This is a genomic window from Streptomyces capitiformicae (genome assembly GCF_002214185.1).
Taxonomy (GTDB): Bacteria; Actinomycetota; Actinomycetes; order Streptomycetales; family Streptomycetaceae; genus Streptomyces; species Streptomyces capitiformicae.
Map to the genome: position 1 here is coordinate 842,927 of NZ_CP022161.1, position 25,257 is coordinate 868,183.

Below are 25,257 nucleotides of genomic sequence, written 5' to 3' on the forward strand. Positions count from 1 at the left end.
GGCAGTTGAGTTTGGTGTGAAGAGAGACAACAGTCTCGCCGAGGGCCCTGACGGCCTTGTCTATACCGCCCGCCTGCCGCTGTCGAGCGCCACCCTGAACTATCTCGCCGACCTGATACGCGGCCACCTGAAGAAGATCGGCTCGCGGTGGCGGGCTCTGCCGGCGGGCAAGATCGCGGGGATCGTGCTGGCGGTCCTGCGCTGTGACCAGCGGTCCAGCGATCTGGCCGGCGGCAACGGGGTGCACCGCACCACCGTCACCCGCTGGGTGCGGGAAGCCGTCGGTCTGCTGGCTGCCCGCGCCCCGCGTCTGGACCGCGCGCTGAGGAAGATCGCCCGGAAGGGTGGCGGGGTGGTGCTGCTGGACGGCTCTCTGATACGCACCCGGCGGCGCACCGGGACCGAGAACGGGAAGAACTATTCGGGCAAGCACAAATGCCACGGCCTGCTCGTGATCGCTCTCACCGACGACCGCGGCCGACTGGAATGGGTCTTCGCAGTGCGGCCCGGACGGTCCTCGGAGATCACCGCCTGCCGTCACGACAAACTCACCGCTCACCTGCGGGCGGCCGGTCTCGGCGCCATCGCCGACTTGGGGTTCGCCGGACTCCACGATGCCGATCCGGACGCCGACCCGGCGGTGATCACAGGCTACAAGGCTGCCCGCAACCGTCCCCTGACCCGTGGCCAGAAGCTGTCCATCAAGGCGCTGGCCGCGGTGCGGGCCCCGGTCGAGCACGGCTTCGCCCATCTCAAGAACTGGCGTGTCCTCGGCAAGGTCCGCACGGATCCGAGGTGGGCGACTGCGCTGGTGCGGGCCCTGCTGGTGCTGACGAACCGGGAAGTCACCCGCTGACGGATGATCTTGTCGGTGGACTACCGCTCCGGACCGGCCCGAGCCTCCCGACACCTACGCACACCAGGGCATCTGACGTGCAGTTTTCACGATGCACCGTGCTCATTGACCGGACTCGACGGACACAATCCCCTGAGGCCCGCTTGCGACAGACATCATCTTCCCCGAATCTCTCCCCGCGTTGCTTGTGTCGGCCTCTCGGCCTTGTGGGAGGAGGGATGCCCGCGGGTCCGGTGCGAACGCTTGACCGACCCTTGACGAAGCCTTGCAGGGCGGAATGGGCATGAACACGCGGATAGGCGAGACGCGCGAGTCCCCGAGCACCGACGGGTGCTCGGGGACTCGCGTGCCGGGCGGGGGCGGGACTCAGGCCGCGATCCGCTCCCGGTCGGCCTTCTCGCGCGGTGCGCGCTCGCCGAGGAGTTCGGTCGGGATCTTGTGCGTCTCACGGGCGGTGAGGGCGGCCAGCACCGGCGGGACGCACAGCGCCGCGGTGAACAGGGCCACGGCGAACCAGTCGTCGCCGTCCGGGCCGGCGATCTGTGCGGCGAAGGTGACCGCGAAACCGGCGATGGCGAAGCCGATCTGGGTGCCGATGGCCATGCCGGACAGCCGGACCCGGGTGGAGAACATCTCGCCGTAGAAGGAGGGCCAGATGCCGTTCGCCGCGCTGTAGACGACACCGAAGGTGATGATGCCGAGGATCAGGACCAGCGGGTAGGCGCCGGTGGAGATCGCCCACAGGTAGACGAACATCATCACCGCGCTGCCGGCCGCGCCGGTCAGGAACACCGGGCGGCGGCCGATGCGGTCGGAGAGCGTGGCCCACAGCGGGATCGCGCCGAGGGCGACCAGGTTGGCGAGCGCGCCCACCCACAGCATGGAGGAACGGGACAGCCCGACCGACTCGCTCGTGCCGTACGCCAGCGCCCACACGGTGAAGATCGTGGACACCGAGGCGACCAGCGCGCCCGCGATCACCCGGAGCACGTCCGCCCAGTGCTCGCGCATCAGCACGGCCAGCGGCAGCTTGGCGACGCCCTCGGACGCGCTCTGCTGGGTGAAGGCCGGCGTCTCCTCCAGCGTGCGGCGGATGACGTAGCCGACGACGGCGACCGCGATGCTCATCCAGAACGGGACCCGCCAGCCCCACGACAGCAGCTGGTCCTCGGGGAGCGCGGCGATCGGGATGAAGACCAGGGTGGCGAGCAGCTGCCCGCCCTGCGTACCGCTCAGGGTGAAGCTGGTGAAGAAGCCGCGCCGGTCGGCCGGCGCGTGTTCCAGCGTCATGGAGTTGGCGCTGGCCTGCTCACCGGCCGCCGAGATGCCCTGCAGGACCCGGCAGGTCACCAGGAGGACCGGGGCGAGGGTGCCGACCTGGTCACGGGTGGGCAGACAGCCGATCAGGAACGTCGACAGACCCATCAGCATCAGCGTGAAGACCATGATCTTCTTACGGCCCAGCCGGTCGCCGAAGTGCCCGAGGAACAGCGCGCCGATCGGTCGCGCCGCATACGCGACACCGAACGTGGCCAGCGACAGCAGGGTCGCCGTCGCCGGGTCGGACTCGTCGAAGAAGACCGTCGGGAAGATCAGGGCGGCGGCGCTGCCGTAGATGAAGAAGTCGTAGTACTTGAGGGAATGAGCCCCCAAATCGCGCTGACCTGCGGGGCACTTGATCCCAGTCCCCCGACTGGGAAAGAAGTGGGAAACCGGCTACCTCTCCGCACGCCGCAGCTGCTCCTGCAGACGCTCCCAACGCTCCTGCAACGTCTTCATGATGGCACGCTCCATCGCCACCGTCACGGATGAGTACGTCCCCTCAACGCCCGGCAGCTCGTGACCCATGCGGGCCTCCACCGCATACCGGCTGTGCCCGTCCTCGTCCAGCCACGCCTTGTGCCCGTGCCGGACCAGGTACAGACGCTTCCCCTCGAACGACGGCACCGCCGGAAGCGCCGGCCGGTTCCAACGCGCCTGCCTCCCCACACGCTCCTCGGCCCCGTCGGCGATCGGCCGCCACCAGATGTAGGAGAAGTTCATGGCGCCCAGGCTGCTGCCGTTGAGGGCCGGGAACACCCACTTGCTGTCGTGGCCGGCGAGCGTCTCCTCCAGCAGGCTGGCGAGGAACGGCGGGATGACCAGGCTGCGGTAGCTCTCGTACTTGGGCGGCATGAACGTCAGCGCGCTGTCCTGGTACTGCACCTGGCGTTCGACGCGGATGGCGGGCATCAGACCGTCGCCCTTGCCATACCGCTCCACGTCGTCCTCGTAGCGGTCCTCCTCGTCCGGGTTCAACCGGAGGTCCGAGGCCGGCCAGTTGGGATAGCAGTACTCGCGGGTGAGCCCGTACAGCTCGGCCGGCCGCATCCCGGTCATCGCCATCGTCCAGATGAACGCATAGCCGGACGCACCCAGCAGCGTGCGCGCGTTGCGGGCCAGCGCCTCTACGGCCTCGGCTGTCATGTCGCGCTTACGCTCTTTCGGCTTACGCGTGTACTTGCCGCGGCGCCGTGTGCGTTCGACGGGGGAGACCTTGATGAGCCGGGGCACCGCATCGTCGAGGATCATGCCGAGGATCGTCATGACCTTCTTCGCGGTGCTCGGCTTCAGCACGCTATTGATGTGCTTGCGGAAGGCCCGGTAGGCCATGACGTCGATGTCGGCGACCGCGGCGTTGCGCTTCTTGAAGTACGGGCGGATGTGCGTCTCGACGATGGACCGGTAATTCTGCTCTGTCAGATGCGCGTGGTCGAGGCCGTCGAGCCAGCTGTCGAGCCATTCGGACATGAGGGTGGCACCGTCACGGTTCTTGACGTGGGTGCCGTGGCGGATCTCGTACAGCTTGTCCTGGCCGTGCTGGAAGGCTTCGTCCTCGTCGGTGAATCCACCCTTGGACTCGAAGCGCTTTCGGCCGTCGTCGTGGTACTCGCCGGACCACCACTTCACGCGGCAGGTGCCGCCGCGCCATTCGACGTAGATGTCCTGTGCGCGTCTGGCCATGGCCGCCCCTCGTGATGCTGTGGTGCGCGAGGGCCCGGCAGGTACCCCTACCGTCCGGGCTCTCCGCACCATCCATGATCTCAGCCCTGCTGCCCGAGCGGGCAGTTCGGGCAGTGACCGCATTCACCGCCGAGCTCCGTGACCATCTCCCGCATCAGTGCCTTCAGTTCGGGTCTGGTGCGGGCCTGGACCGGTACTACGCAGACGATCCCCTTGTCGGTGCGGGCGGCGGTTCCGCCGAACGCTGGCCCGTAGTCGACTATGAGTGCGCCTTGTTGTTGCATGGCTCCCCCTTATGTCGCCTGTGGGAAGCCTCCGAGGACGTTAGATCGACTCTGCCATGTCGTGGGCTTGTTGGGACTGATTGGGACCGAAGAGGTCTGTGGAAAACGTGTAACAAACCAGTAAAGGCAAATGGTTGTACTTCTTTAGGGTGAACTTCGGTTAGATCAGTCCGCGCTTGCGTAGCTCCTGCACGGCCTGATCGCTCCACGCGCGGATCTCTTCCGCTGTTGCACCCTTCGCCGTACCAACCAGCGCGAGCTGTACGGCCTCCCGTGCTTGCTCGGCGCGCTCGTCGGGGCTCAGCGGGATGGGTGACTTCTGGAATCCGGGGGCGTCCGCTGCGTCGGCCACGGGTACCGGATCGCCTCCGTCGAGGACGAGGAGGCAGCTGCCGGGTGCCCACTGAAGGAGTCCGTCGATCTTCACGTAGTTGGTTTCGCGGATCTCCAGGCCCTTCTCGACGCGCTGCCAGGTTCGGTTGGAGAGGCCGCCGGCTTTGGCGTTCACGTCGTTCAGGGCAAGGCCGAGCTCGGCTCGGCGGCGTCTGGCGAGTGTCGCCAGCCTCTCGTAGTCACGTTCTCCGGCGGTGGGCATGGGCTCATCTTGGCAGGACTGGCGGGGACCAGCCAGGACTGTAAGGCACTTAGGCCCAATCTAGACCCCCTCTTTACGCAGGTCAGTGGGCATCTGTCGGCATCCTTCGGTGTAAATGTTCAACAGATGCACCCAGATGCCTAGACAGCGTGGGCATCTGTAGGTAACTTCTTCGCATGGCACAGACCCCAACCACCTTCGAGGTGGACGGGACGGCTATCTGCACCAAGCGCATGAACGCGGGGATGGAAGTCCAGCAACTCGCAGACCAAGTCGGCATAACCGCCAACTACCTGCGAAAGCTCGAACGCGGCGTCCGCACCCGCATGAGACCTGGCCACTACCAGGCCCTCAGAGCCGCCCTGGACGCGAACGACACCGACCTCCTCCGCACCCCCCACAGCCCACCAGAAAGGAAGTGACGTGCCCACCAAGCAGTCCCCCCGCACCCCCATCAAGCCGGAGGACCTGAACGCCCCCTTCTTCAGTGTCCCGGAGGCGGCATGGCTCCTGAAGTGCAGCTACGACACCGTGCTGCGCGCCATCAGGAGCGAGCGACTCGGCGCCAGCCAGGAAGGCAAGGGCGGCGCCATCCGCATCAGCCGCGAGGACCTCGACGCCTACTACGCCAGCACCCGCATCGGCCCTCCGATCCGGTCGGCCCGACGGCGCCCCACCTCCCTCGCCGCCTGAGCGGCTTTGAGCCCCAACCGTCGGCCGTCACCGGCAGCCGGGGCCCCGCGGCCACAGAGCCGCCGATCCACCCCTCACCACTCCGAAGAGAAGAGGCAGATCAATGCCTACATCATCCACTACTCCTGATCGTGAGGCCGCGAAGGCCCGCGTCCGAGCCAAGCTTGAGGCCGAGCGAGCCCTCCCCGCCAGCGAGCAGATCACGAACACGCTGCACGCCACGCGGACGACGGCCGAGGCGCAGGCACTGATCGCCCAGCTCCGCGCCGAGATCGAGCGCGACATCCGCTGGCAGGTCGCCGAGGACTTCAAGACGGTCGGCGAGAAGCAGGACTCCCTCTCGTGGGGGGAGGCCTACTACATCGCGCGTGACGGACTGTGCCGGTGCCGCGGCGGCAGCAAGCCGTGCGACGCCGAAGGCATCCGCGAGCAAGTCGAGGGCGGTGCGGCATGAAGTGCGGCGAGCCGAACCCCGGCAAGACCTACGCGGACTGCGACCTGGAACTGAAGCACCGCGGCGACCACAGCTACCTGGGTCAGCACTGGCCCCGCTTGCAGCCGAACGAGCCCGACTGGGACGTGCAGGAACTGCTGGACCACCAGACGCCCCGCGACGCCTGGGGCGTGATGGAGCGCAGCTTCCCGATCATCGTCACGGAGACGGTCACCCGGGTCATCTGGGTTGAGGCCGAGACCGAGGACCAGGCCCTCGCCTACTGGGGCAACGACCCCACCGATCTGTCGCTCGACGGCGCCGAGGTTCTGGACGGCTCGCTGGAGTTCGAGCGGCCGGACAAGTACCAGCGGCAGGACGCCTTCAAGGCGAACCGTTTCGAGTCGAAGATCGGCCCGCTGGTGATCTGCCCGGGGTGCGGAGCGGAGGCATTCCGCCGCGAGTGGATGCACAACCCGATGCGGAAGTGCCACGGCCCGATCGAGTGGCGCGAGACGCAGTCGACGGATCCCAGCTACCGGTGGCGCCGCGAGTTCAAGTTCACGCCGGTGTACGACGCCGCCCGGGAGACGGCGGAGGCGGCCCGGTGACCCGCCCGATCTCCGCCCTGGATGTGCCGCTCGCGCGTCTGGAGGCCGACCTGCAGGCCCTCGCGGCCCAGCGTCTGGCCGCCGGTGTCGCCGCCGAGTTCCGGCACCAGCTCGACCCCGCCGACCACGCGTTCGCCGCCCTCGCCTGCGCCTGTCCCAACGGCTGCTCCTGCGAAGCCGACTACCCCGGATGGACCCCCACGACCAAGGAGAAGACGTCGTGATGCTCGTCGCCGAACACCTGCCCGCCCGGCCGCGTAAGGCCTCCGCGTCCCGGCGCCGACGCCACCACTCCCGGCTCCCGTACCGGCTCCACCAGCACGCTCCGGCCGCCGCATCGATCCTCCTCGCCCCGGTGTGGACGGACACGCAGGGCCCGCAGGAGCGCGTCTTCGTGGCCCGCGCCCTCGACGCCAACGGTGAGCCCGTGCGTATCCCGCCGGGCGGCTCCCGCCAGATCGCATCCCTGCTGCAGGGTGCGTTCCCGGGCGCGGACTGGAACCAGGCCCAGACGTGGCACGCCAAGACGAACCAGCTCACCACCTGGCAGCAGCAGGAACGGCGGGTGGCGGCATGAGCGAGTCCTCCAAGATCGAGTGGACGGACGCGACGTGGAACGTCGTCACCGGCTGCGAGAAGGTGTCGCCCGGCTGCGACAACTGCTACGCCGAGACGTTCGCCGAACGGTGGCGCGGCATCCCCGGCCACCACTTCGAGAACGGCTTCGACGTCACCCTCCGCCCCGAGCGGCTGGCACTGCCGCTGAAGTGGCGCAAGCCCAAGCGGATCTTTGTGAATTCGATGTCCGACCTGTTCCACAAGGACATCCCCGACTCGTACATCGCCCAGGTGTTCGCTGTGATGGCCCGGACACCCCAGCACACCTACCAGGTGCTGACGAAGCGGCACGGCCGGATGCGCTCGCTGGTCGGCAGCCTCATCGACGGCGGTCAGAGTCTCCTTGAAGCCGCGCCTGACGAGGAGACCGCACTGGCCCTGTACGACACCGTCTGGCCGCTTCCGAACGTGTGGTTGGGCGTGAGCGTCGAGGACCAGAAGCGTGCCGACCTGCGCATCCCTGCCCTCGTCGACACGGCGGCTGCAGTCCGCTTCCTGTCGTGCGAACCACTCCTCGGGCCGGTCGACCTCACCGCATGGATGCCGGAAGGCCACGCCAGCTGGCGCTGCCAGGGTCCCGACTGCCGACGCTTCTACAGCGGCCCTCTCCTGCAGCACTGCCCGGACTGCGGGCGCGAAGGCCACTGGACGGGCAGCCACACCGGCAACGGACGGCCGAACGGCCAGCCGATCGGCTGGGTCATCGCTGGCGGCGAGTCCGGGCGCGGAGCCCGACCGATGAGCCCTGACTGGGCGCGCAGCATCCGGGATCAGGCCCAAGCGGCGGGCGTGCCCTACCTGTTCAAGCAGTGGGGCGAGTACCAGCCCACGGATTGGAAGGTCATCGGCCGCCCGTCCGACCGGCGCAACGTCCTCGTCGGCGACCCGATCGACGACCTCGGCCACCGCTGGGAGATGCGACGCGTCGGCAAGGGCAAGGCCGGCCGAGAACTGGACGGGCGGACCTGGGACGAGTTCCCCGCGGCTGTGGCATGACCGCCCCGCCACCCCGCCTGTCGCCGACCGCGGGCCTGTTCAACGCGCTCATCCGACTCCTCAACCTCCGCCTCACCGCCCGGGCCCTGGAGCTCGAAGCGCAGATCGCCATCGAAACCGCCGCCAGCCAGCACCTGAAGGAGGACATCCGGTGAACCTCGGCCTGCTGCCCATCCGCCTCGGCTTGCTCGACCGGCCGCCCCGTAAGCACCGCGCCGTGGACGAGGTCGAACGGCAGAAGGGCATGCGGGCTGGCGCCGACCGCCTGATCCAGGCTCTCCGCCTTCAGCTCGAGGACCAAGACCTCGCTCACGCCGAAGTGATCGCCCGCATCGACGCCCGGCACGCCGAGGTCGTGGACGGCATGCAGCGGCAGATCGACGACCTGCGGCGCCGCCTCGACATCGCCTGCAAGGCCGAGACCGCGGTTACGAAGACGCAGGAGTTGAGCGTCGACGAGATCCGGCAGCACTGCATCAAGCCGGTGCCGCTGCACCTGTCGCCAATGGCCCGCCGGGATCCCGCGCACGTGCCCGCCTGGGCGCATCGCGACGAACCCGAACCCGCGGCCTGACCCACGTCCCCCATAGCGGGCGCCTGTCGAGCCTCCCCCCAAGCTCCGGGCGCCACCCGAGGGCCTCCGCCCCGACCACCCCCCGGCGGGGCGGAGGCCCGCCCATCCGCACACCCTGAACACCCTCAGGAGAGCCACATGAGCCCCAGCAGCCCCACCTTCAGCCGCGAGATCGCCGCCCACGTGCTGTCCCACTTCGGCCACCCCGGCGGCTACCCGGCCGGCGACTGGACCGAATCCCTCATCAGCCTCATCGACCGCGCCGACATGACCCACCGGGCCCGGCTCCTCGACGCGTTCCCCGACTACGGGGCCGCCATCACCCTCGCCAAGTACGACGAGAACGGCATCGCCACCCTGCAGGCCATCGCCGCAGGCAAGGCGGCGGCATGACCACCGCCACCTACCCGTCCGGCGCCGTCGTCGCGCTCGAGCCGGACGCTTCCCGCGAGGAGTGGCACGCCGTCCGCCAGTCCGGCATCGGCGGCTCCGACATCGCCGCGATCTGCGGCTTCAATAAGTGGACATCCCCGCTCGAGATCTGGCTGAAGAAGACCGGCCAGACCGTGCCCCCGCGCATCGACGAAGTCCTCAACGAGGCCGCCGAGAACGGGCACGACCTGGAGCCGTTCGTCGCCAGCCGCTTCACCAAGAAGACCGGCCTGCCTGTCTTCGAAAACCCCGGCACCCTGCGCCTGCCCGACATCCCCTGGGCGCTCGTCAACCTCGACCGCACCACCGAAGAAGACGGTCTGCCGGGGGTCGTCGAACTGAAGACCCGCTCGAGCTACGCCTTGGACGACTGGCTCGAGGAGCCGCCGGTCGGCGTGCAAGTACAGGTCCAGTGGCAACTGATGGTCACCGGCTGGTCGTTCGGCTACACCGCAGCCCTGATCGGCGGGCAGCGCACCATCGTCCACCGGCTCGAGCGCGACGAGCAGCTCATCGACAACCTCCTCGCCATCGCCGCCGAGTTCTGGGGCTGGGTCGAAACCGGCACCCGGCCGCCCCTCGACGGCAGCCACGCCACCGGCCAGCTCCTCGACCGGCTCCACGCCAAGCCGACCCGCAAGGACGTCGTCGCCGACGCCGCCGAAGTCGAGAAGTGGCTGAACATCCGGGCCACCGCCCAGGAGCAGATGGCCGCCGCCGACATCGCCCTCACCGAGGCCGACAACCACCTCAAGGCACTGGCCGGCGACGGCACCGACGTCTACATCCGAGGCGAACTCGCCTACACGTGGCGGCCCCGGCTCGGCCAGATCAGCTGGAAGACCGCCGCCCTCGACCTCGACCCCGACCTCGACCCCGAGCCGTACCGGGGCGAGCCCACCCGAGTCCTCAACATCGTCATGGAGAACCAGTGACCAGCAACGCCCGCAACGCCGTCGCCCGACGCGCCGAAAACGTCGGCCAAGTCGAGCAGGCCAGCCAGCAGTCGAAGCCGACCATGGCGCAGCAGATCGAACGCATGAAGCCAGAGATCGCCCGCGCCCTCCCCAAGCACATGGACGCGGATCGCATCGCCCGCATCGCCCTCACCCTGATCCGCAAGAACCCCGACCTCGCCAACTGCACCACCGAGTCCTTCCTGGGCGCGCTCATGACCTGCTCGCAGCTGGGCTTCGAGCCGGGCTCGCCGACGCAGGAGGCGTTCATCGTCCCCTACAAGGGGGAGGCCACGTTCCAGCTCGGCTACCAGGGCATGGTGACGCTCTTCTACCAGCACCCGATGGCGTCGTCGGTGAAGGTCGAGACCGTCCGCGAGAACGACTACTTCGAGCACGAGGAAGGCCTCGAGGAGAAGCTCGTCCACCGTCCCTGCAAGACGGGGCCCCGCGGCAAGGCGATCGCCTACTACTCCGTGGCCCGCCTGATCAATGGCGGCCGGACATTCAAGGTCATGTACCCGGCGGAGATCGAAGAGCGGCGCGAGAAGTTGCCCTCGAAGAACAGCCCCGCCTGGCGAAACAGCTACGACGAGATGGCCAAGAAGACCGTCCTGCGCAACCACTTCAAGGCCTTGCCGAAGAGCGCCGAACTCGCCCGCGCCATGGCCCACGACGGCACCGTCCGCACCGACTGGCAGCCCGACGCGCTCGACGTCCCGCCCGACTACCTCAGCGAGCCGACCCGGCCCGCCCTCGAGCCCGGAAGCACCGACTAGCCCATCCCCTCCGGGCTCCCGCCCGCCGCAAACAGGCGGGCGCCCGACAACACCAGGAGACCACACCGCCATGAAGGTATCGCTCTGCAAGCACAGCTTCCCCTGCCAGCCGCCCCACGGCTCGATCTTCCGGCCCGGCGACTGCACCGGCTGCGGCATCACCTACAGCGAGCACGAGGCCGAACTGCTCCGTCAGGAAGAGGCCCTGATCGTCGGCAGCAGCCGCGACGGCCAGTGCCCCGACTGCACCCAGCAGAAGCGGCTGTTCCGCTGGCAGGCGCCCGCCCAGCCGTGGGACGAGCCCGGCATCGAGAAGCCCGTCACGTTCCTGTGCATCGACTGCTTCAACGTCGCCGTCGACGCTCACAACGCGCTGGTCAACAGTGTCTTCGAGGAGGCGGCCCGGTGACCGCCAGCGTGCAGCCCGCCCTCGACGGCAGCGTCCCCGAGCCCCGCAAGACGAAGACGCAGCGGCAGGCGGAGGACTACGACACCTGGCTCGCCGAGGTCTGGCCCAAGTTCATAGCCGCCGCTGCAACGGGCCGCACCTTCACCTGCTTCGAGATCGCCGACGCCCACCAACTGTCCGCCCCGCCCAACCCGCAAGCCCACTGGGGCCGGCTCATGACCCTGCTGCAGGACGAGGGCTACGTGAAGAAGGCGGGTTGGGCCTGCTCCGAGCGCCCCACCACCCACCACAGCGGAGTCCGCACCTGGCGCGGCACCGCCGCAGCGAGGAGGGCCGCCGCGTGACCGAGCGCCTCATCACCGCTCTCCCCGCCCTCGTCTTCGCTGGGGCCATACTCACCGCCGCCGTGTGGGCCGTCGTCCACGCCGTCCGCGGCGACCGGCACCTCACCCGCCGAGACATCCGCCGCATCCAGTCCTACGCCAACCACCCCGCACACCGGAAGGAGAACCCGCAGCCGTGACCGCCCACCGCCAGCCGCCGAACCACAACACCCTCACCTGCTACACCGACTACCGGTGTCGGCTGCCCGAATGCGTCGACCGCTACCGGCAGTGGGACCGCGCCCGCTACCGCGCCAAAGCCAGCGGCGAACCCGGACGCTACGTCGACGCCGAACCCGTCCGCCAGCACCTCCTCAAGCTGTACGCCGCAGGCATCACCATCCACGCCGTAGCCGCCGCCACCGGACTCTCCTACCTCGCCGTCCGCAGCTTCACCCACCACGAGTACGGCAACCGCCGCTCCCGCCGCCAACGCTGCACCACCACCACACAGGCCAAACTCCTCGCCGTCACACCCGACAACATCACCACCGGCCGCATCGACGCGACCGGCACCATCCGCCGCGTACAGGCACTCGTCGCCATCGGCTTCCCCCTCGAACGGATCGCCCCGCACACCGTCCTCAGCGTGAACAACATGAGCGCCCTGCTGCAGCGGAAGACCGTCCTCGCCAGCACGGCCTCCAGCGTCGCCGACGCCTACGAGCTCCTCCGCAACCGGAAGCCGGCCCGGCACGGCGTCGACAAGCGGAACATCTCCCGGGCCACCAAGCGGGCAGCCGCCAACCGCTGGCCCACCCCCACCTACTGGGACCGGCACCCGGGCGCGATCGACGACCCGGACTTCGAGCCGCTCTACGGCGTCACCCGCCGGGAGATCGTCGCCCAAGACGCCAACTGGATCATGCGGACCACCGGCGTCAGCAAGGCCACCGCCGCCGCACGACTCGGCGTCTCCAAGGCCTACGTCGAACACGCCTTCCGCGACCACCCGGAGTACGCGCTGGAGGTGGCCGCGTGAGCCGCTACGACTGGATGGCCGACGCCCGCTGCGCACAGACCGACCCCGACCTGTGGGCGGCCGACCGGCCCGGCAACACCTACCGCGACGCCCGCCTCATCTGCGAACGCTGCCCGGTTCGGCGCGAGTGCGACGCCCACGCCAACACGCTCGCCGGGCAAGCCGACATCAGCCTCCACGGCATGTGGGCCGGAACGCCCCCACGGAAACGCACCGTCACCCACCCCAACACGGAAAGGGCCGCCGCCTGATGTACCGCCACGACGACACCGACCTCACGGTCATGGACTGGTTCTGCGGCGCCGGAGGCTCCAGCCAGGGCATGCACTCCATCCCCGGCGTCCGCATGGCCCGCGCGGCGAACCACTGGGAGCGGGCGATCGAGTCGCACGCCGCGAACTTCCCCACCGTCGACCACTACCGCGGCGACATCCGCGAAGCGCCCGTCGAGACGTGGCCCGTCACGGACATCTTCTGGGCCTCCCCGGAATGCCCGCAGTGGTCCAACGCCCGCGGCAAGAAGCGGGACTTCGACGCCAGTCTCCAGGGCGATCTCTTCGACGGCTTCGGCCCGTCCGAGGAAGTCGAGCGATCCCGCGCGCTCATGGAGGAAGTCCCCATGTACCTGCGCGGCGTCATCGCCCGCGGGGGACTGGTCAAGGCGGGCGTCGTCGAGAACGTCGTCGACGTCCGCGCCTGGGACCAGTGGGACCGGTGGATCGGCGAGATCCGCAAGCTCGGCTACGAGACCCGGGTCATCGCCCTGAACTCGATGCACGCCGACCCGCGCACCGTCCACAAGGCGCCGCAGTCCCGCGACCGCCTGTACGTCGCCTACTGGCACAAGTCGCTCGGCCGGACGCCCGACTGGGACAAGTGGCTGAGGCCGCGCGCCTGGTGCACCGGCTGCGACACGTGGGTGCAGGCCGTACAGCGGTTCAAGCAGCCCGGCCGCGACATGGGCCGCTACCGCCAGCAATACGTCTACCGCTGCCCGAACACGACGTGCCGCAACCAGATCGTCGAGCCGGAAACCCTCCCGGCCGCCGTCGCCATCGACTGGTCGCTCCCCGGACAGCGCATCGGTGACCGGGCCAAGCCGCTCGCCGACAAGACCCTCGCCCGCATCCAGGCCGGCCTCGACAAGTTCGCCCGGCCGATGATGGTCCCGGCTGGCGGCACGTGGCGCAACGACGCCACCCCAGTCACCGACCCGATGGCTACCCGCACCACGCGGGAGAACGACGGCCTGGCCGTGCCCCCCTTCATCACCGAACTCCGGGGCGGCAGCAGCGTCCGGGCGGTCACCGCGCCGCTCGCCACTGTGGCGACATCGGGCGGACATCACGGCCTCGCCGTGCCCCCGCTGCTGATCCCTGTCGAAGGCCGCGACGGCAAGGAGCCCGGCTCGGCGAACAACCCGCTCCGCACCCAGACCGCCCGCAACGAAACCGGCCTGGCCTGGCTGCCGTTCATGGTCACCATGCGCGGAGGCGGCGACCAGCTCCGCGGCCGGTCCATCGGCGAACCCGTCGGGACCGTATCCGCGAACGGCAACCACCACGGACTCGTCACCCCCAACCTGCCCGCCTTCGTCATGCGGAACAACACGCCGCGCGGCGGCGCCGGGCAGATGTGCACGAGCGCTGACGAGTACTTCCGCACCATGACAACCGCCGGCCACCAGTCGCTCGTCACCTGGGAAGACCTCCTCGTCCCCTACTACGGCAACGGCACCGCGAAGACCGTCGCCGAGCCTGTCGGCACGCTCTCCACCCGCGACCGGTACGCCCTCGTCCAGGGCGACGTGGACATCGAGGACGTCCTGTTCCGGATGTTGGAGCCCCACGAGATCGGCCGCGCGATGTCGTTCGGCGACGCCTACATCGTCCTCGGCTCCAAGCGCGAACGCGTCCGCCAATACGGCAACGCCGTGACCCCGAACTGCGCCGAGGTCATCGTCTGCGCCCTCGTCGAGGCGATCACCGGCGAGGACATCGAGCGGCACGCCGAGCCCCAGACCGAGACGGCGCTCGCCGCGTGACCGGCTGCTGCCGGCCGCGCGCCGGACCCTAACCCGCCACCCCACCCGTACACCGCCGTCATCCAGCGCTACCGAGAAGAGAGAACCCCATGGGCTACGAGCTCCGCCGCTGGTTCGAGGACCGGCTGCCGCTGGAGATCTCGTCCGGCGAGCGTGTCGTCGCCCTGGCCATTGCCGACCTGGCCTGGGACGACAGCCGGATCGGCTACGGCCGGAAGTTCATGCAGAAGCTGCTGTGGAAGACCGGCTTCGAGAACGAGGCTCAGGTCGGCAAGGTGCTGGGCAAGCTGGCGGCTCGCGGGATCGAGCTGCGTGTACCGATCAAGGGGCAAGACGGCGAGCCGCTGAAGAACAAGCGCGGCCAGCTCGTCTACGCCCACCGCGGCCACCAGCGCACGTTCCGGATCCCCTTCGAGACCGAGTTCCCCGGGCGGCCGGCGCCCTACTGGGACGACCAGGGCGAGCGGTCGCCCGACCTGGACCCCCACGCCTGGCACAACAACGAAAGGTCACCCGGCTGGGAGACCTTTGAAGGTGAAAGGTCACCCGCTAGGGAGGGCTTTCAGGGGGATAGGTCACCCGGCCGGGAGGGCTTTAGGGGAGAAAGGTCACCCGCTAGGGAGTCATTGGTCACCCAGGCGGGAGACCCTATCCCCCTAACCACACCTACCTTCCCTCCGTCCGTGACCCCCCGCGGCGTCGACTCGGCTGGGAAGGCGGGCAGCGAGAAGGACGATCCGGCCCTCGCCGCCGCCGTCGACTTCCTCATGAACCTGCCCGAGCCGTGGCCCCTCGGCCGCGTCTCCGCCAAAGCCATGGCGCCACTGCTGATCGAAGCCATCACCGAACAGGGATGGCGGCTCGACGCAGACCTCATCGCCAAGCTCACCGAGAACGCAGCCGGCGTACACCGCCCCATGTCGGTACTCCGCATCCGGATCAGCGACCTGCCCAAGGCTCCCCAGCGGACCGCCACCAAGTCCGGCTCCAACCTGCCCCTGTGGTGCGGCGACTGCGGAGACGGCAACCCCGCCGCCGAATTCAACGCCAAGTTCCGCACCGAGCCCAGCTCCAAGAAGCCGTGCCCCGCATGTCACCCCGCCCACCGGACCGCCGACGCGGCCTGACCAAGGACACCAGTGACCGACTACTACGACGACCAGACCAGCTTCGAGCGCATCCCGCCGAATGACACCGACGCAGAGCGGGCCGTCCTGGGCAGCATGATGCTCTCCCGGACCGCCGTCCTCGATGTAGTCGAGGTCGTGGACGGAGTGAAGTACCCGTTCTACAAGCCCGCCCACGAGCGGATCTTTGACACGCTGCTTGCCCTGTTCGCCAACGGACAGCCCCTCGACCCGATCACCGTCACCAACCAGCTGACCCAGCAGGGCGACCTCGAGCGGGTCGGCGGCCACGCCTACATCCACCACCTCATCAGCTGCGTCCCCACGGCCGCCCACGCCGCGCACTACGCCGAAGTCCTGCGCGGCAAGGCCCTGCTGCGGTCCGTCATCGAGACCGGCACCGAGCTGGTGCAGATGGGATACGCAGCCCAGGCCGACCACGACACTGCTGCCGGCATCGTCGACTCCGCTGCATCGAAGCTGCAGGAACTCACCGCGGCGGCGAAGGGCGGCACCGACTCCCGCGAATGGCTCCTCGACCGCGTCGTCGACGCCGTCCTCGACGAGTACGACAACCCCCGCGACGATGTCCTCCCGCTGCCCTGGGCCCACCTCCAGTCCGTGGCACCCATGGAGCCCGGCGACCTCGTGGTGGTCGCAGGACGACCCGCCATGGGCAAGAGCCTTGTTCTCCTGGGGATCGGCCGCCACGTGGCCGTCAAGCACCGTCGCGGTGTCCTCATCGCCTCGATGGAGATGTCCCACGTTCAGATGGGGCAGCGCCTGGTCGCCGCCGAAGCGCACGTCCCGCTGCACGGCCTTCGGGCCCGCACCCTCGACCGGCAGCAGTACGCCGCCGTGCGCGAGGCCCGGGAGCGGATCCGGCGCGCCCCGCTCCGCATCGACGACACCCCCGCGGTGCCGGTGTCCAGGTGGCGGCGGCGGCTGCGGCAGATGCAGGCGAACGACGAACTGCCCGCAGCTCTGATCGTCGACTACCTGCAGATCGCGAAAGCGGAGGCGAAGGCACAGAACCGGGTCATCGAGGTCGACTCGATCGCCGTGGGCCTGAAGGCACTCGCCCAGGAATTCAAGATCGTCGTCATTGCCGCGGCCCAGCTCAACCGAGTCAGCGAACACCGCACCGACAAGACACCCACCTTGTCCGACCTTCGCGAATCCGGCGGCATCGAGAACAACGCCAACATCGTGATCCTGCTGCACCGCGAGGACTACTACGACCGCGAGTCCCCGAGGGCCGGCGAGTTCGACTTCATCGTCGCGAAGAACCGCATGGGCCACAACTCGATCGTCACCGCCGGCTGGCAGGGCCACTACGCCGAAATTGTCGACATGGAGGCGGCATGAGCATCCAGGCGATCAACACGTACTACTCCGGTCACCACTTCCGCAGCCGCCTCGAAGCCCGCTGGGCTCACGTCTTCAACGACCTCGGCATCCGCTGGGAGTACGAGCCGCAAGGGTTTCTCGTCGGCGACGAACGCCGCCCCTACCTGCCCGACTTCCTGCTCCCCGACATCGGCTGGTGGATCGAGGTCAAAGGCAGCCAGGAACGGCTCGACATGACCCTGCTCGCCGATGCCGTCCACCCCACCAAAGGGATGGGCCACAACGGCGGCAGCACCAGCCTGCTGATCCTCGGGCAGATCCCCGACACGAACGGCGCCACCCCGCTGCACCACAGCGTCACCCGAGCCGCGTACTGCGGGCAGTGCCACCGCTGCTCCGACGAATGCGACTTCCCGCCGGCCATGTACGGCCTGCACCTGCTCATGGCGGCTGCCGACCTCGAGCACCTCGGTGCCGACCTGAGCACCATCCGGCCCGGCGACCTGGAGGTCTGGCAGCGCTGGGGCGCCATGCCGATTCCCGTCGGCCGGCCGGTGACGAAGCCCCTCAAGGGCGATCTCACGAAGCCCATGCTCCACCCCGGGATCACCGTCGGCCCGCACGTCGAGGCCGCGTACACCCTCGGCCGGACCGCCCGGTTCGAGCATGGCGAAGCCGCCTGACCTGCACCGCCGCCTACCCACCCGCCTCCGCCTCATCACCCCCGCCGCCTAGGAGCACCCCATGACGACCCCACCTGACCCGCCAGTAAGTAAGCCCGAGACGTTCGGCCACGAACCGTTCGAGTACGACGGCGTCCCGATCTGCACCCGCTGCTACACGACCAGCGTCCGCTGCTCCCTCGACGCCTTCGAAGTCCCGCGCCGGTCGACCGTCCGCCTCCCGGTCCCCTGGCCCTGCACGTCGGCGGTCGTCCTTGGCCTCGTACCTCGTCCCGCTGTCTGACCGCCAGTCGATCACCACCGCTCGCCCACAGCCATCCACAAGTGATCAACACCGCGCGAGGAGAACACGCGATGCCCGCACCCGCAGCACAACCCGACGAAGCAGACCGCTTCTGGGCCAAGGTGGATAAAACCGGTTCCTGCTGGATCTGGACCGCAGCGAAAGCCAGAGGCAACTACGGGTCCTTCCACAGCAGCGGACGCAAGGGACGCACGCACCGCGCCCACCGCTATGCCTACGAACTCCTCGTCGGCCCGATACCCGCCGGCCTCTACCTCGACCACCTCTGCCACAACGAGGACCCGGCGTGCCCCGGAGGCGACAACTGCCCTCACCGCCGTTGCGTCAATCCGGCCCATCTGGAGGCCGTCACCCCGCGCGAGAACTCCCTCCGTGGGGTCGCCTCGGCCGCGCTCAACGCCCGCAAGACCCACTGCGACAAAGGCCACGAGTTCACCCCGGAGAACACGCACCACATCAAGCCGTCCAAGAGCCAACCGAACGGCGCACGCCGCTGCCGCGCGTGTCGTCGCGAGACCCAAGCCCGCTGGAAGGCCCGCCAGGCAATCACCTGACGCCGGTTACGACCCGCGCCCGAACCCCGTGAGCCCCGCCCACACCACCAGGAGACGACGACACCGTGAAGAGCCCCGTCCCGTACTTCGGGTCCAAGCAGCGCATCGCCCCGTGGATCGTCTCGCTGCTGCCCGCCCACGACCACTACGTCGAGCCGTACTGCGGCGGCCTGTCGGTGCTGCTGGCCAAGCAGCCCTCACGGCTGGAGACGGTGAACGATCTCGACGGCGAGCTGATGATGTTCTGGCGGATCCTCCGCGACCGGCCCGCGGACCTGATCCGCGCCTGTGCCCTCACCCCGCACTCGCGTGCCGAGCACGATGCTGCCTACGAGGACGCGCCGGGCGACGACCTGGAGACCGCCCGCCGCGTCTGGGTGCGCCTCACCCAAGGGCGCGGCGGCACCCTCCGCAAGACCGGTTGGCGGCAGTACATCGACCCCGCGGGAACGGCCACGTCGATGCCCGGCTGCCTTGACGGCTACGTCGACCGGCTCGCGGCCGCAGCGGAGCGCCTGCACGCGGTCTCCCTGGAAGCCGCGCCCGCCCTCGACGTGATCGCCAAGTACGGGCGACACGAGGGCGTCCTGCTGTACGTCGACCCGCCGTACCTCGGCTCGACCCGCTCGTTCGCGAACTACCGGCACGAGATGCGCAGCGACGACCAGCACCGCGAACTTGCGGCCGCAGTCGCCGACTGCCGCGCCACGGTCGTCCTCTCCGGCTACCACAGCCCGCTGTACGACGAGCTGTACGACGGCTGGCACCGCCACGAGACCAGCGCCCGCGCCGACAACGCGACCAGCGACCGGGCCCGCACCGAAGTGCTGTGGGCGAACCGGTTGCTCGGTGACCGGCTTGACCTGTTCGCAGACCCCGCCGCTTGACCCCGCCCGTAGCGTCCTCCCGCCATCGACACGAACCGCACCGTCTCGCCAAGGAGCACACCGTGACCACCCAGACCGTCACCCACCAGCCGCTCACCAACCCCGCAACCGAAGCCACCCACTACGGCATCCCCGTCTGCCACATCGGCGAGGACGGCAACATGCTCGCCCTCGGCCACCCCGGCACCCGCCGCGCCTTCGCCGCCTTCAACCGGCACGCCCGCGTCTTCTGCCACCTCGCCAACCTCGCCGACGACTGCCGCGCCGACCTCGACGGCTGGTACGACCGCGTCGAGGAGATGTGGGTGGTCTTCCGCAAGCCCGACCCAGAGCGCGGCGACGACCCGGACTTCGAGTGGTACTTCGACGTCGCCACCGAGGCCACGCCCGGTGCTCAGCCCGTGACGGTCCTCGACATCTGCTGAGCCCTCGTCGTGTAGCCCGCGCCCACCCAACGACCACCCACACCACCACCCGGCAACATCACGAAAGGCCCACACCATGACCGACCAGCACGAGCCCGGCACCTACTACTGGGCCGCCGACACCGACCACTGCCCCCACAAGCCGATCCCCGAACGCGGCGCCGACGCCTGGGACCAGTGGATGTGCAACCACCAGCCCTACGACGACGGCATCCTCTGCCTGTCCGCCCCCGTCGGATCCGCCTGTCTGGCCTGCTCCGCCGAGGAGGGCGACATGGTGCCGTGGGAGGCGTGCCGGGTACGCGAGCACGCCCGGCCCAAGCGCGGCATCGTCCCCGGCATCGACACCGCGCACGAGCCCGTCACGGTTCTCGTCGGCACCTTCGAGTGCCTGGACCGCGAGTGCGACGAGTACTTCGACGACGACGGCCGCGAGGACCCCGGCATCGAGCGCTGCTCCCACATCCGCGAAGAGCAGGTCTGCTCCTGCCAGCGACAGGACAACGGCGAGTACAGCAGCGAGCCCTGCCGCGCCGCCGCCGCGGTGTGACGCATCCGGCTACCCCGCACACCAGAACGCCGGCCGCCGGTATTCGACCTACCGGCGTCCGGCCCCCTGAACCTTCCCGAGGAGAAGCTGTGACCAACCACGAGACCGCCGCCGTCGACCGCATTCCGCTCGCCCGCTCCGTCGCATACGCCGTGAAGGGCGTGCCGGATGTGCCCGCCGAGCACACGAAGGGCCTCACCCTGGCCCCGACCGAGATCACCCTCACGTACCGGTCCACGACGGACAGCCAGCTGGGCCGCGTCCACGCCTACGTGAAGGGCTGGTGGATGCGTAACGGCGAGCGGTACCCGACCGAGAAGCCGATGGGCCAGCACTATTACGGCGGCCCGGATGGCTGGCCCGAGTGGTTGGCGGAGGAGGCGCGGCTGCACGACCCGGAGGCTGCTGTGTCTGTCCCGCCGCCCGCGCCACGAGCGGACGCGTGGCTGGACGCCGCTGCCGAGTGCAACAAGGCGGGCGGGGCCTACGCCGAGCGCGGGGCCGTCGATGCTGCGGGCGCGGCGTTCGCGCTCATGGACGCCTTCCTTCGCAAGGCGGGCGAGGCCGAGTACGTGGCGACGCCGTGCGACTTCGTGGCTTGCGAACCGGGCGGTGAGCCGTGCTCCGTCCACGAGCGGCTGATGGCCCACGCCGAGGGCGACCACGAGTTGTGCGCGCCGGACTGCGGGGCTGAGTGGCAGCGCCGCGTGGCCGACGTGTCTGGCCCGTGTGTGGCTGGCGAGGAGCAGCCCACATGACCCATCACGTGCTCTGGATCATCCGCTACGAAGGCTCCGGCTACAGCCTCAGCGAAGCCGCCGACACCGAACCCGGCGCATACCTCCGAGCCCGCGCCCACGCCCAGCTCGCCGAAGCCGGAACACCCATCCCCGTCACCCTGCGCATAGGCGGCCAGGAAGCCGTTCTGCCGCGCGTCGGCCGCATCTGGATTCTTCGTCGCGACGTGGCCTCCAACGACTACCGACCTCACTCGCACAGCTGGTTTCGCTCTCATCCCTCACCGCGGGCCCTCACCCCGCTTCCCGACGACTTCTAGGAGTTTCCCGTGACCGAACTGCATGACCAGCCCACGCCGCCGCACGGCACCGACCGGTGGGGCGAACCCGTCTTCGGCGACGGCATCACGACCGGCAGCTACGTGTTCATGCCGCAGCCGGGCCAGGAGCCGGGCGAGCGGGACGTGTTCCAGGTCGCGTTCGTGGGTGGCCCCCCGGGGGCTCGTGACGAGTTGGTGGCGTTCGGCTGGCGGTACGACGCGGCGGCCGAGGAGTGGGAGCCGTACTGGCAGTCCGTCGGACCTGGCAGCGTGCCCACTTACCGGGTGGCTGGCGAGCAGCAGAACGAGACACCGGAAGCCGAGACGCCGACCACCACCAAGCCCGCCGCCAGTCCCAGCGTGGTTGACGAAGTCGTAGCCGCCCTCCAGGCCAAAGCGCAGGCGCTGTCTGTGGAGGCCGAGGAGGAGATGCGCCGAGACCTCGAAGATCAGGCGCAGGTGTGGCACGAGGCGGCAGATCTAGCCCGCCGCACAGGCCGAAAGGCGGTCCGCAACGCGCAGCCCACCGCCAAGCCCGAGACGGACGGCGAAGGGGCCGCCACCCGATTCAACTGGAGCGACATCATCCCCGCCCCCGTCGACGAGACAGCCCAGGAACGTGACCGTCTCATCGACTGCGTCAACCGTGTTCGTGTCGCCCTCCGCGACTGCAAGGAGCGTGGAGCGACCGGCATGCAGTACGAGATCGCGGTCCGTGAAGCGATCGGCGACCGCGAACCCCGGCGTGGTCCCGGCCCGCTGTGCCACGAGTCGGACCCGCGAACACTCAGGGAGTGCGCCCTGAAGGCCAACCACGGCGGTGATCACGAGGACGGAGACCTCGCCTGGCCCTGCCAGGAGCACCAGCCGGCGGCCCCGGCCGACTGCAACACCGGGCCCGCCGCCGGGGTGCGGCAGGACGCGGCCCAGCCTTATCCGCCGCACCAGTGGTGCAAGTGCCGGTCCTGCTGGGGCTGGTTCGTCGAGGAGCACCCCGGCGAGGACCTGGACGAGCTGGGCCGCGACCTGGGCTGGTGGTCGGGGCTGCCCAAGCACCGTGACGCGCCTGCCGGTGTGGCTGGCGAGCAGCAGAACGAGACACCGGAAGCCGAGACGCCGACCACCAACAAGCCCGAGACCGACCAGGGCGCCGAGATCGAGCGACTGCGCGAGCAGTTGGACGAAGCCGAGGACACAGCCGAGCAACTCGTCCGCAACATCCAGACCGTGGCGCGCGAGCGAGACAGCTACCGCAAGGCGTGGAAGGAAGAACAGCAGCGGCGCGCGCAGGCGGCCGCCAAGTTGCGCGCGGTTGCCGAAGGCTTGGAGAGCGACGCCGATGCGCCCGGGGTAGTTGAGATCGTCCGCCCCGCGCTGCGCGACTCAGCCCGCCAGATTCGTGCTGCCCTCGCCGCCGGGGTGCGGCAGGACGGGGCGCAGCCGTGCGCCGAGTGCAGCCACCCGAAAGACGCGCACCGCGAGGGCGACGACCCGGTCACGCCCGGAACCTGCGGGGTGTGCGACGTCGACGATCCCGACGAGGCGCACCACGACTTCGCACGGGCCACCCCGTGACCGTCGAGGTCCCGGAGTGAGTGGCCCGGTGGGGCGGAATGGGCCCGAGAAACGGCCTGAGCGCCCCTGAGAGCGCCGAAACCGGCTCTCGGGTCCCTGGCGAGCTACGGCCCGCACAGAGGCGCTGAGAGCCGCCACCCCGCCCCGCGACCCCAACCCGAACCCCAAACCCGCACAAACCACACCGACATGGAGACCCGATGAGCGCCGCCTGCACCGCCCCGCACTGCAGCCGCGAACTCCGCGCGCACGAGACCGCTGCCGCCCAGCAGCTGTGTGACCTGTGCATCCACCGCGCCCGCGCCATCCTCGCCAGCATCCCGGCCGCCCTCGTCGTCCTCCACGGCTCGCTGCAGCGGGAACGCAGCGGCGACACCGGACGCGCCGGCACGCGGGAGGCACCGCTGCCGTGCCGCGCCGACGTCCTCAACCTCGTCGGGCCGGCCGCCAGCGGAACCGTCCACGACCCGCACGGAGACCAGATCGGACAGCAGCCCATCGCGGGCGTGCTCGGCTCGTGGGTGAGGCTCGTATGCGAAGAGCGCCGGATCAACGGGCCCATCCGGTACCGCGTCGAGGACTTGGCCTCCTGGCTCTCCAACCAATTGGGTTTTGCGGCGACGAAGCCGTGGGGCGCGGAACTGGTCAGCGAGTTGAACGACCTCATGTGGCAGATTCGCGGGATTGCTCGAATTGAAATCCGCACCCGCGCCATATCGAGGCCGTGTCCACGCTGTCAGTTGATGGCGCTCAGCCGCACAGACCACGACATGTACACGCGATGTAGCGGATGCGGAAGCTCCTGGACTGATGCCGAGTTGAATGCCGACGCCGTGACGCGGAATGCGGCCTGAACTGTCAGTCACCGCAGCTATGTTGGTGGTACCAAACATGGCGCGGCCCCGGTGGTGGTGGTGCACCGGCCGGGGCCACTTCGGAGACTGCGAAGGAGTCCCCGCATGGCAACTGTACAAAGCCTTGCTCGCTCGGCACGGGCCGACGCTAGGTTCCGGCAGCGCGTCAAAGAGCGAGGTGGCGAGGTATTGGAACCGAGTTGGCTTGGCAGCGACAAGCCACACCGGGCGCGGTGCGCCGCCGGTCATGAATGCACGCCCCGCCCATCATGGGTGCAGCAGGGAGGGCATATTTGTCGTGTCTGCTCGGGCCGTGACCCGCAGACGGCTGAGGCGAAGTTCCGGGCGCGGCTCGCGGACCTGGGTGCGACTCTCCTTGAACCGAAATGGCTCGGCAACCACAAACCACATCGGATGCGGTGTTCAGCCGGTCACGAGTGCGCGCCTCGTCCCGCAGGCGTGATGCAAGGGCAGGGCATCTGTCGCAGGTGTGTGGGCTGTGATCCGCAGGCTGCTTGGGACGCGTTCCGTGCGCGCGTCACCGGGCTCGGTGGCGAGGTACTTGAACCGGAATGGCTCGGGAAAGACGTGCCGCACCGGGTGCGGTGCTCGGCAGGACACGCGAGTAGCCCGCGGCCGAACAACACGCGGCGGTGGGGCATCTGCGCCACGTGCGCGGGCAATGTCCCGGAGGTTGCCGAGGCGGCGTTCCGTGCGCGACTCAAAGAACTCGGTGCGACCTTGCTCGAACGCGAGTGGCTCGGATCCGACACGCCGCACCGTGTGCGATGCCGAAACGGGCACGATTGCACGCCTCGCCCTCACGGTGTGGGGCAAGGGCAGGGCATCTGCTGGGCATGCAGGGGGCGTCGGCCGAATGTGTTCTACGTCGTCGCCGACGAGATCAACGGTGTCGTGAAGTTTGGTATCACGTCTGGCGATCCGCGCCCCCGGCTCGGCGACCACTCACGCGATGGCTTCGACTGTGTCATACGCCTGGTCGAGGGCCTGCCCGGCGACGTGGCGCTGCGGCTGGAGAAGACCATTCTTGCCGCGCTTAGGGATGCTCGTGAGGCGCCCGTTCGTGGCCGCGAATACTTTCCCGCGCGGGTACTCCCGCTGATTACCGACTTGGTCGACGGGTGGACGAAGACGACCCCGACGCCAGTCAGCAAGCCAGTGCAACTCTCCCTCAACATCGCTGCATAGGGCAGCAGAAAGCGCCCCCAGCCATGCGGCTGGG

Annotated in this window: 36 protein-coding genes; 32 read left to right on the top strand and 4 right to left on the bottom strand. The window is 69.2% G+C overall.

Features of this window, described 5'->3' with window-relative positions; translation table 11 throughout:
• The first annotated feature begins 16 nt into the window (after window positions 1–16).
• Window positions 17–856, top strand: a complete 840-nt coding sequence (locus CES90_RS03665) for a transposase family protein (protein ID WP_189783065.1) — start codon at window positions 17–19, stop codon at window positions 854–856.
• A gap of 366 nt (window positions 857–1,222) precedes the next feature.
• Here the strand turns inward: CES90_RS03665 and CES90_RS03670 are convergent, their stop codons facing one another.
• The 4 genes from CES90_RS03670 to CES90_RS03685 all read right to left on the bottom strand — a co-directional run bounded on the left by CES90_RS03670 (window position 1,223) and on the right by CES90_RS03685 (window position 4,738).
• The gene (locus tag CES90_RS03670; protein ID WP_229913806.1) at window positions 1,223–2,509 is read right to left on the bottom strand and encodes an MFS transporter; all 1,287 of its coding nucleotides are present in this window, start codon (window positions 2,507–2,509) and stop codon (window positions 1,223–1,225) included.
• 63 nt (window positions 2,510–2,572) lie between these two features.
• Window positions 2,573–3,859 (bottom strand): tyrosine-type recombinase/integrase, encoded by a 1,287-nt coding sequence (locus CES90_RS03675; protein ID WP_189783064.1) that lies wholly within the window; start codon window positions 3,857–3,859, stop codon window positions 2,573–2,575.
• Between the two features lie 80 nt (window positions 3,860–3,939).
• Window positions 3,940–4,143 (bottom strand): hypothetical protein, encoded by a 204-nt coding sequence (locus CES90_RS03680; protein WP_189783063.1) that lies wholly within the window; start codon window positions 4,141–4,143, stop codon window positions 3,940–3,942.
• Window positions 4,144–4,303: 160 nt separating this feature from the next.
• Window positions 4,304–4,738, bottom strand: coding sequence for a hypothetical protein (locus CES90_RS03685; protein WP_189783062.1), 435 nt, complete (start codon window positions 4,736–4,738; stop codon window positions 4,304–4,306).
• Window positions 4,739–4,914: 176 nt separating this feature from the next.
• Here CES90_RS03685 and CES90_RS03690 point away from each other — a divergent pair, with 176 nt between their 5' ends.
• The 31 genes from CES90_RS03690 (at window position 4,915) to CES90_RS03840 (ending at window position 25,223) form a co-directional block, all read left to right on the top strand.
• Complete coding sequence (locus CES90_RS03690) at window positions 4,915–5,160, top strand: helix-turn-helix domain-containing protein (protein WP_189783061.1); 246 nt, start codon at window positions 4,915–4,917, stop codon at window positions 5,158–5,160.
• A gap of 1 nt (window position 5,161) precedes the next feature.
• On the top strand, window positions 5,162–5,431 hold the full coding sequence (locus CES90_RS03695; protein ID WP_189783060.1) for a helix-turn-helix domain-containing protein: 270 nt from the start codon (window positions 5,162–5,164) through the stop codon (window positions 5,429–5,431).
• Window positions 5,432–5,534: 103 nt separating this feature from the next.
• Window positions 5,535–5,885 (top strand): hypothetical protein, encoded by a 351-nt coding sequence (locus CES90_RS03700; RefSeq protein WP_189783059.1) that lies wholly within the window; start codon window positions 5,535–5,537, stop codon window positions 5,883–5,885.
• Window positions 5,882–6,475 carry a hypothetical protein gene (locus CES90_RS03705; RefSeq protein ID WP_189783058.1) on the top strand — a complete coding sequence of 198 codons (594 nt, stop codon included), beginning with the start codon at window positions 5,882–5,884 and terminating at the stop codon, window positions 6,473–6,475. The genes CES90_RS03700 and CES90_RS03705 overlap by 4 nt, the downstream gene beginning before the upstream one ends.
• On the top strand, window positions 6,472–6,699 hold the full coding sequence (locus tag CES90_RS03710) for a hypothetical protein (RefSeq protein ID WP_189783057.1): 228 nt from the start codon (window positions 6,472–6,474) through the stop codon (window positions 6,697–6,699). The genes CES90_RS03705 and CES90_RS03710 overlap by 4 nt, the downstream gene beginning before the upstream one ends.
• Window positions 6,696–7,052: a hypothetical protein gene (locus CES90_RS03715; RefSeq protein ID WP_189783056.1), complete on the top strand. Its 357-nt coding sequence runs from the start codon at window positions 6,696–6,698 to the stop codon at window positions 7,050–7,052. The genes CES90_RS03710 and CES90_RS03715 overlap by 4 nt, the downstream gene beginning before the upstream one ends.
• Window positions 7,049–8,089: a DUF5131 family protein gene (locus CES90_RS03720; RefSeq protein WP_189783055.1), complete on the top strand. Its 1,041-nt coding sequence runs from the start codon at window positions 7,049–7,051 to the stop codon at window positions 8,087–8,089. Before CES90_RS03715 ends, CES90_RS03720 begins: the two co-directional genes overlap by 4 nt.
• Window positions 8,086–8,244, top strand: coding sequence for a hypothetical protein (locus CES90_RS03725; RefSeq protein WP_189783054.1), 159 nt, complete (start codon window positions 8,086–8,088; stop codon window positions 8,242–8,244). Before CES90_RS03720 ends, CES90_RS03725 begins: the two co-directional genes overlap by 4 nt.
• Window positions 8,241–8,663 (top strand): hypothetical protein, encoded by a 423-nt coding sequence (locus tag CES90_RS03730; protein ID WP_189783053.1) that lies wholly within the window; start codon window positions 8,241–8,243, stop codon window positions 8,661–8,663. The genes CES90_RS03725 and CES90_RS03730 overlap by 4 nt, the downstream gene beginning before the upstream one ends.
• Window positions 8,664–8,801: 138 nt before the next feature.
• On the top strand, window positions 8,802–9,056 hold the full coding sequence (locus CES90_RS03735) for a hypothetical protein (protein WP_189783052.1): 255 nt from the start codon (window positions 8,802–8,804) through the stop codon (window positions 9,054–9,056).
• Window positions 9,053–10,030: a YqaJ viral recombinase family nuclease gene (locus tag CES90_RS03740; protein WP_189783051.1), complete on the top strand. Its 978-nt coding sequence runs from the start codon at window positions 9,053–9,055 to the stop codon at window positions 10,028–10,030. Before CES90_RS03735 ends, CES90_RS03740 begins: the two co-directional genes overlap by 4 nt.
• Complete coding sequence (locus CES90_RS03745) at window positions 10,027–10,830, top strand: recombinase RecT (protein ID WP_189783050.1); 804 nt, start codon at window positions 10,027–10,029, stop codon at window positions 10,828–10,830. The genes CES90_RS03740 and CES90_RS03745 overlap by 4 nt, the downstream gene beginning before the upstream one ends.
• 70 nt (window positions 10,831–10,900) lie before the next feature.
• Window positions 10,901–11,239 carry a hypothetical protein gene (locus tag CES90_RS03750; RefSeq protein ID WP_189783049.1) on the top strand — a complete coding sequence of 113 codons (339 nt, stop codon included), beginning with the start codon at window positions 10,901–10,903 and terminating at the stop codon, window positions 11,237–11,239.
• The gene (locus tag CES90_RS03755) at window positions 11,236–11,583 is read left to right on the top strand and encodes a hypothetical protein (RefSeq protein ID WP_189783048.1); all 348 of its coding nucleotides are present in this window, start codon (window positions 11,236–11,238) and stop codon (window positions 11,581–11,583) included. Before CES90_RS03750 ends, CES90_RS03755 begins: the two co-directional genes overlap by 4 nt.
• Window positions 11,580–11,762, top strand: coding sequence for a hypothetical protein (locus CES90_RS03760; protein WP_189783047.1), 183 nt, complete (start codon window positions 11,580–11,582; stop codon window positions 11,760–11,762). Before CES90_RS03755 ends, CES90_RS03760 begins: the two co-directional genes overlap by 4 nt.
• Window positions 11,759–12,604 (top strand): hypothetical protein, encoded by an 846-nt coding sequence (locus tag CES90_RS03765; RefSeq protein ID WP_189783046.1) that lies wholly within the window; start codon window positions 11,759–11,761, stop codon window positions 12,602–12,604. Before CES90_RS03760 ends, CES90_RS03765 begins: the two co-directional genes overlap by 4 nt.
• Window positions 12,601–12,855, top strand: coding sequence for a WhiB family transcriptional regulator (locus CES90_RS03770; protein ID WP_208921401.1), 255 nt, complete (start codon window positions 12,601–12,603; stop codon window positions 12,853–12,855). Before CES90_RS03765 ends, CES90_RS03770 begins: the two co-directional genes overlap by 4 nt.
• Window positions 12,855–14,648 (top strand): DNA cytosine methyltransferase, encoded by a 1,794-nt coding sequence (locus tag CES90_RS03775; RefSeq protein ID WP_189783045.1) that lies wholly within the window; start codon window positions 12,855–12,857, stop codon window positions 14,646–14,648. The genes CES90_RS03770 and CES90_RS03775 overlap by 1 nt, the downstream gene beginning before the upstream one ends.
• An 89-nt stretch (window positions 14,649–14,737) precedes the next feature.
• Window positions 14,738–15,775 (top strand): hypothetical protein, encoded by a 1,038-nt coding sequence (locus CES90_RS03780; protein WP_189783044.1) that lies wholly within the window; start codon window positions 14,738–14,740, stop codon window positions 15,773–15,775.
• Between the two features lie 12 nt (window positions 15,776–15,787).
• Complete coding sequence (locus CES90_RS03785; RefSeq protein WP_189783043.1) at window positions 15,788–17,143, top strand: replicative DNA helicase; 1,356 nt, start codon at window positions 15,788–15,790, stop codon at window positions 17,141–17,143.
• The gene (locus CES90_RS03790; protein ID WP_189783042.1) at window positions 17,140–17,808 is read left to right on the top strand and encodes a PDDEXK family nuclease; all 669 of its coding nucleotides are present in this window, start codon (window positions 17,140–17,142) and stop codon (window positions 17,806–17,808) included. The genes CES90_RS03785 and CES90_RS03790 overlap by 4 nt, the downstream gene beginning before the upstream one ends.
• A 61-nt stretch (window positions 17,809–17,869) precedes the next feature.
• Complete coding sequence (locus tag CES90_RS03795; RefSeq protein WP_189783041.1) at window positions 17,870–18,091, top strand: hypothetical protein; 222 nt, start codon at window positions 17,870–17,872, stop codon at window positions 18,089–18,091.
• Between the two features lie 71 nt (window positions 18,092–18,162).
• Window positions 18,163–18,666, top strand: a complete 504-nt coding sequence (locus CES90_RS03800) for an HNH endonuclease signature motif containing protein (RefSeq protein WP_189783040.1) — start codon at window positions 18,163–18,165, stop codon at window positions 18,664–18,666.
• A 65-nt stretch (window positions 18,667–18,731) separates the two neighbouring features.
• Complete coding sequence (locus tag CES90_RS03805; RefSeq protein WP_189783039.1) at window positions 18,732–19,553, top strand: DNA adenine methylase; 822 nt, start codon at window positions 18,732–18,734, stop codon at window positions 19,551–19,553.
• Between the two features lie 62 nt (window positions 19,554–19,615).
• Window positions 19,616–19,978, top strand: a complete 363-nt coding sequence (locus CES90_RS03810) for a hypothetical protein (protein ID WP_189783038.1) — start codon at window positions 19,616–19,618, stop codon at window positions 19,976–19,978.
• A gap of 76 nt (window positions 19,979–20,054) precedes the next feature.
• Window positions 20,055–20,528 (top strand): hypothetical protein, encoded by a 474-nt coding sequence (locus CES90_RS03815; RefSeq protein WP_189783037.1) that lies wholly within the window; start codon window positions 20,055–20,057, stop codon window positions 20,526–20,528.
• Window positions 20,529–20,617: 89 nt separating this feature from the next.
• The gene (locus tag CES90_RS03820; RefSeq protein WP_189783036.1) at window positions 20,618–21,286 is read left to right on the top strand and encodes a hypothetical protein; all 669 of its coding nucleotides are present in this window, start codon (window positions 20,618–20,620) and stop codon (window positions 21,284–21,286) included.
• Window positions 21,283–21,585, top strand: coding sequence for a hypothetical protein (locus CES90_RS03825; RefSeq protein WP_189783035.1), 303 nt, complete (start codon window positions 21,283–21,285; stop codon window positions 21,583–21,585). The genes CES90_RS03820 and CES90_RS03825 overlap by 4 nt, the downstream gene beginning before the upstream one ends.
• Before the next feature lie 9 nt (window positions 21,586–21,594).
• A complete protein-coding gene (locus tag CES90_RS03830) occupies window positions 21,595–23,160 on the top strand; it encodes a nucleotide exchange factor GrpE (protein WP_189783034.1) in 1,566 nt (521 codons plus the stop codon).
• A 200-nt stretch (window positions 23,161–23,360) separates the two neighbouring features.
• Window positions 23,361–24,014 (top strand): hypothetical protein, encoded by a 654-nt coding sequence (locus CES90_RS03835; RefSeq protein ID WP_189783033.1) that lies wholly within the window; start codon window positions 23,361–23,363, stop codon window positions 24,012–24,014.
• A gap of 879 nt (window positions 24,015–24,893) precedes the next feature.
• Entirely contained in the window at window positions 24,894–25,223 is a 330-nt protein-coding gene (locus tag CES90_RS03840) for a GIY-YIG nuclease family protein (RefSeq protein WP_189783032.1), read from the top strand.
• Window positions 25,224–25,257: the final 34 nt, after the last annotated feature.

Bases quoted from the DNA above. Each gene is read 5' to 3' on its own strand.
- CES90_RS03735 (WP_189783052.1), top strand. From the start codon at position 8,802: ATGAGCCCCAGCAGCCCCACCTTCAGCCGCGAGATCGCCGCCCACGTG.
- CES90_RS03705 (WP_189783058.1), top strand. From the start codon at position 5,882: ATGAAGTGCGGCGAGCCGAACCCCGGCAAGACCTACGCGGACTGCGAC.
- CES90_RS03680 (WP_189783063.1), bottom strand. From the start codon at position 4,143: ATGCAACAACAAGGCGCACTCATAGTCGACTACGGGCCAGCGTTCGGC.
- CES90_RS03795 (WP_189783041.1), top strand. From the start codon at position 17,870: ATGACGACCCCACCTGACCCGCCAGTAAGTAAGCCCGAGACGTTCGGC.
- CES90_RS03725 (WP_189783054.1), top strand. From the start codon at position 8,086: ATGACCGCCCCGCCACCCCGCCTGTCGCCGACCGCGGGCCTGTTCAAC.
- CES90_RS03675 (WP_189783064.1), bottom strand. From the start codon at position 3,859: ATGGCCAGACGCGCACAGGACATCTACGTCGAATGGCGCGGCGGCACC.
- CES90_RS03835 (WP_189783033.1), top strand. From the start codon at position 23,361: ATGAGCGCCGCCTGCACCGCCCCGCACTGCAGCCGCGAACTCCGCGCG.
- CES90_RS03690 (WP_189783061.1), top strand. From the start codon at position 4,915: ATGGCACAGACCCCAACCACCTTCGAGGTGGACGGGACGGCTATCTGC.
- CES90_RS03780 (WP_189783044.1), top strand. From the start codon at position 14,738: ATGGGCTACGAGCTCCGCCGCTGGTTCGAGGACCGGCTGCCGCTGGAG.
- CES90_RS03815 (WP_189783037.1), top strand. From the start codon at position 20,055: ATGACCGACCAGCACGAGCCCGGCACCTACTACTGGGCCGCCGACACC.
- CES90_RS03775 (WP_189783045.1), top strand. From the start codon at position 12,855: ATGTACCGCCACGACGACACCGACCTCACGGTCATGGACTGGTTCTGC.
- CES90_RS03700 (WP_189783059.1), top strand. From the start codon at position 5,535: ATGCCTACATCATCCACTACTCCTGATCGTGAGGCCGCGAAGGCCCGC.
- CES90_RS03685 (WP_189783062.1), bottom strand. From the start codon at position 4,738: ATGCCCACCGCCGGAGAACGTGACTACGAGAGGCTGGCGACACTCGCC.
- CES90_RS03720 (WP_189783055.1), top strand. From the start codon at position 7,049: ATGAGCGAGTCCTCCAAGATCGAGTGGACGGACGCGACGTGGAACGTC.
- CES90_RS03750 (WP_189783049.1), top strand. From the start codon at position 10,901: ATGAAGGTATCGCTCTGCAAGCACAGCTTCCCCTGCCAGCCGCCCCAC.
- CES90_RS03740 (WP_189783051.1), top strand. From the start codon at position 9,053: ATGACCACCGCCACCTACCCGTCCGGCGCCGTCGTCGCGCTCGAGCCG.
- CES90_RS03790 (WP_189783042.1), top strand. From the start codon at position 17,140: ATGAGCATCCAGGCGATCAACACGTACTACTCCGGTCACCACTTCCGC.
- CES90_RS03825 (WP_189783035.1), top strand. From the start codon at position 21,283: ATGACCCATCACGTGCTCTGGATCATCCGCTACGAAGGCTCCGGCTAC.
- CES90_RS03800 (WP_189783040.1), top strand. From the start codon at position 18,163: ATGCCCGCACCCGCAGCACAACCCGACGAAGCAGACCGCTTCTGGGCC.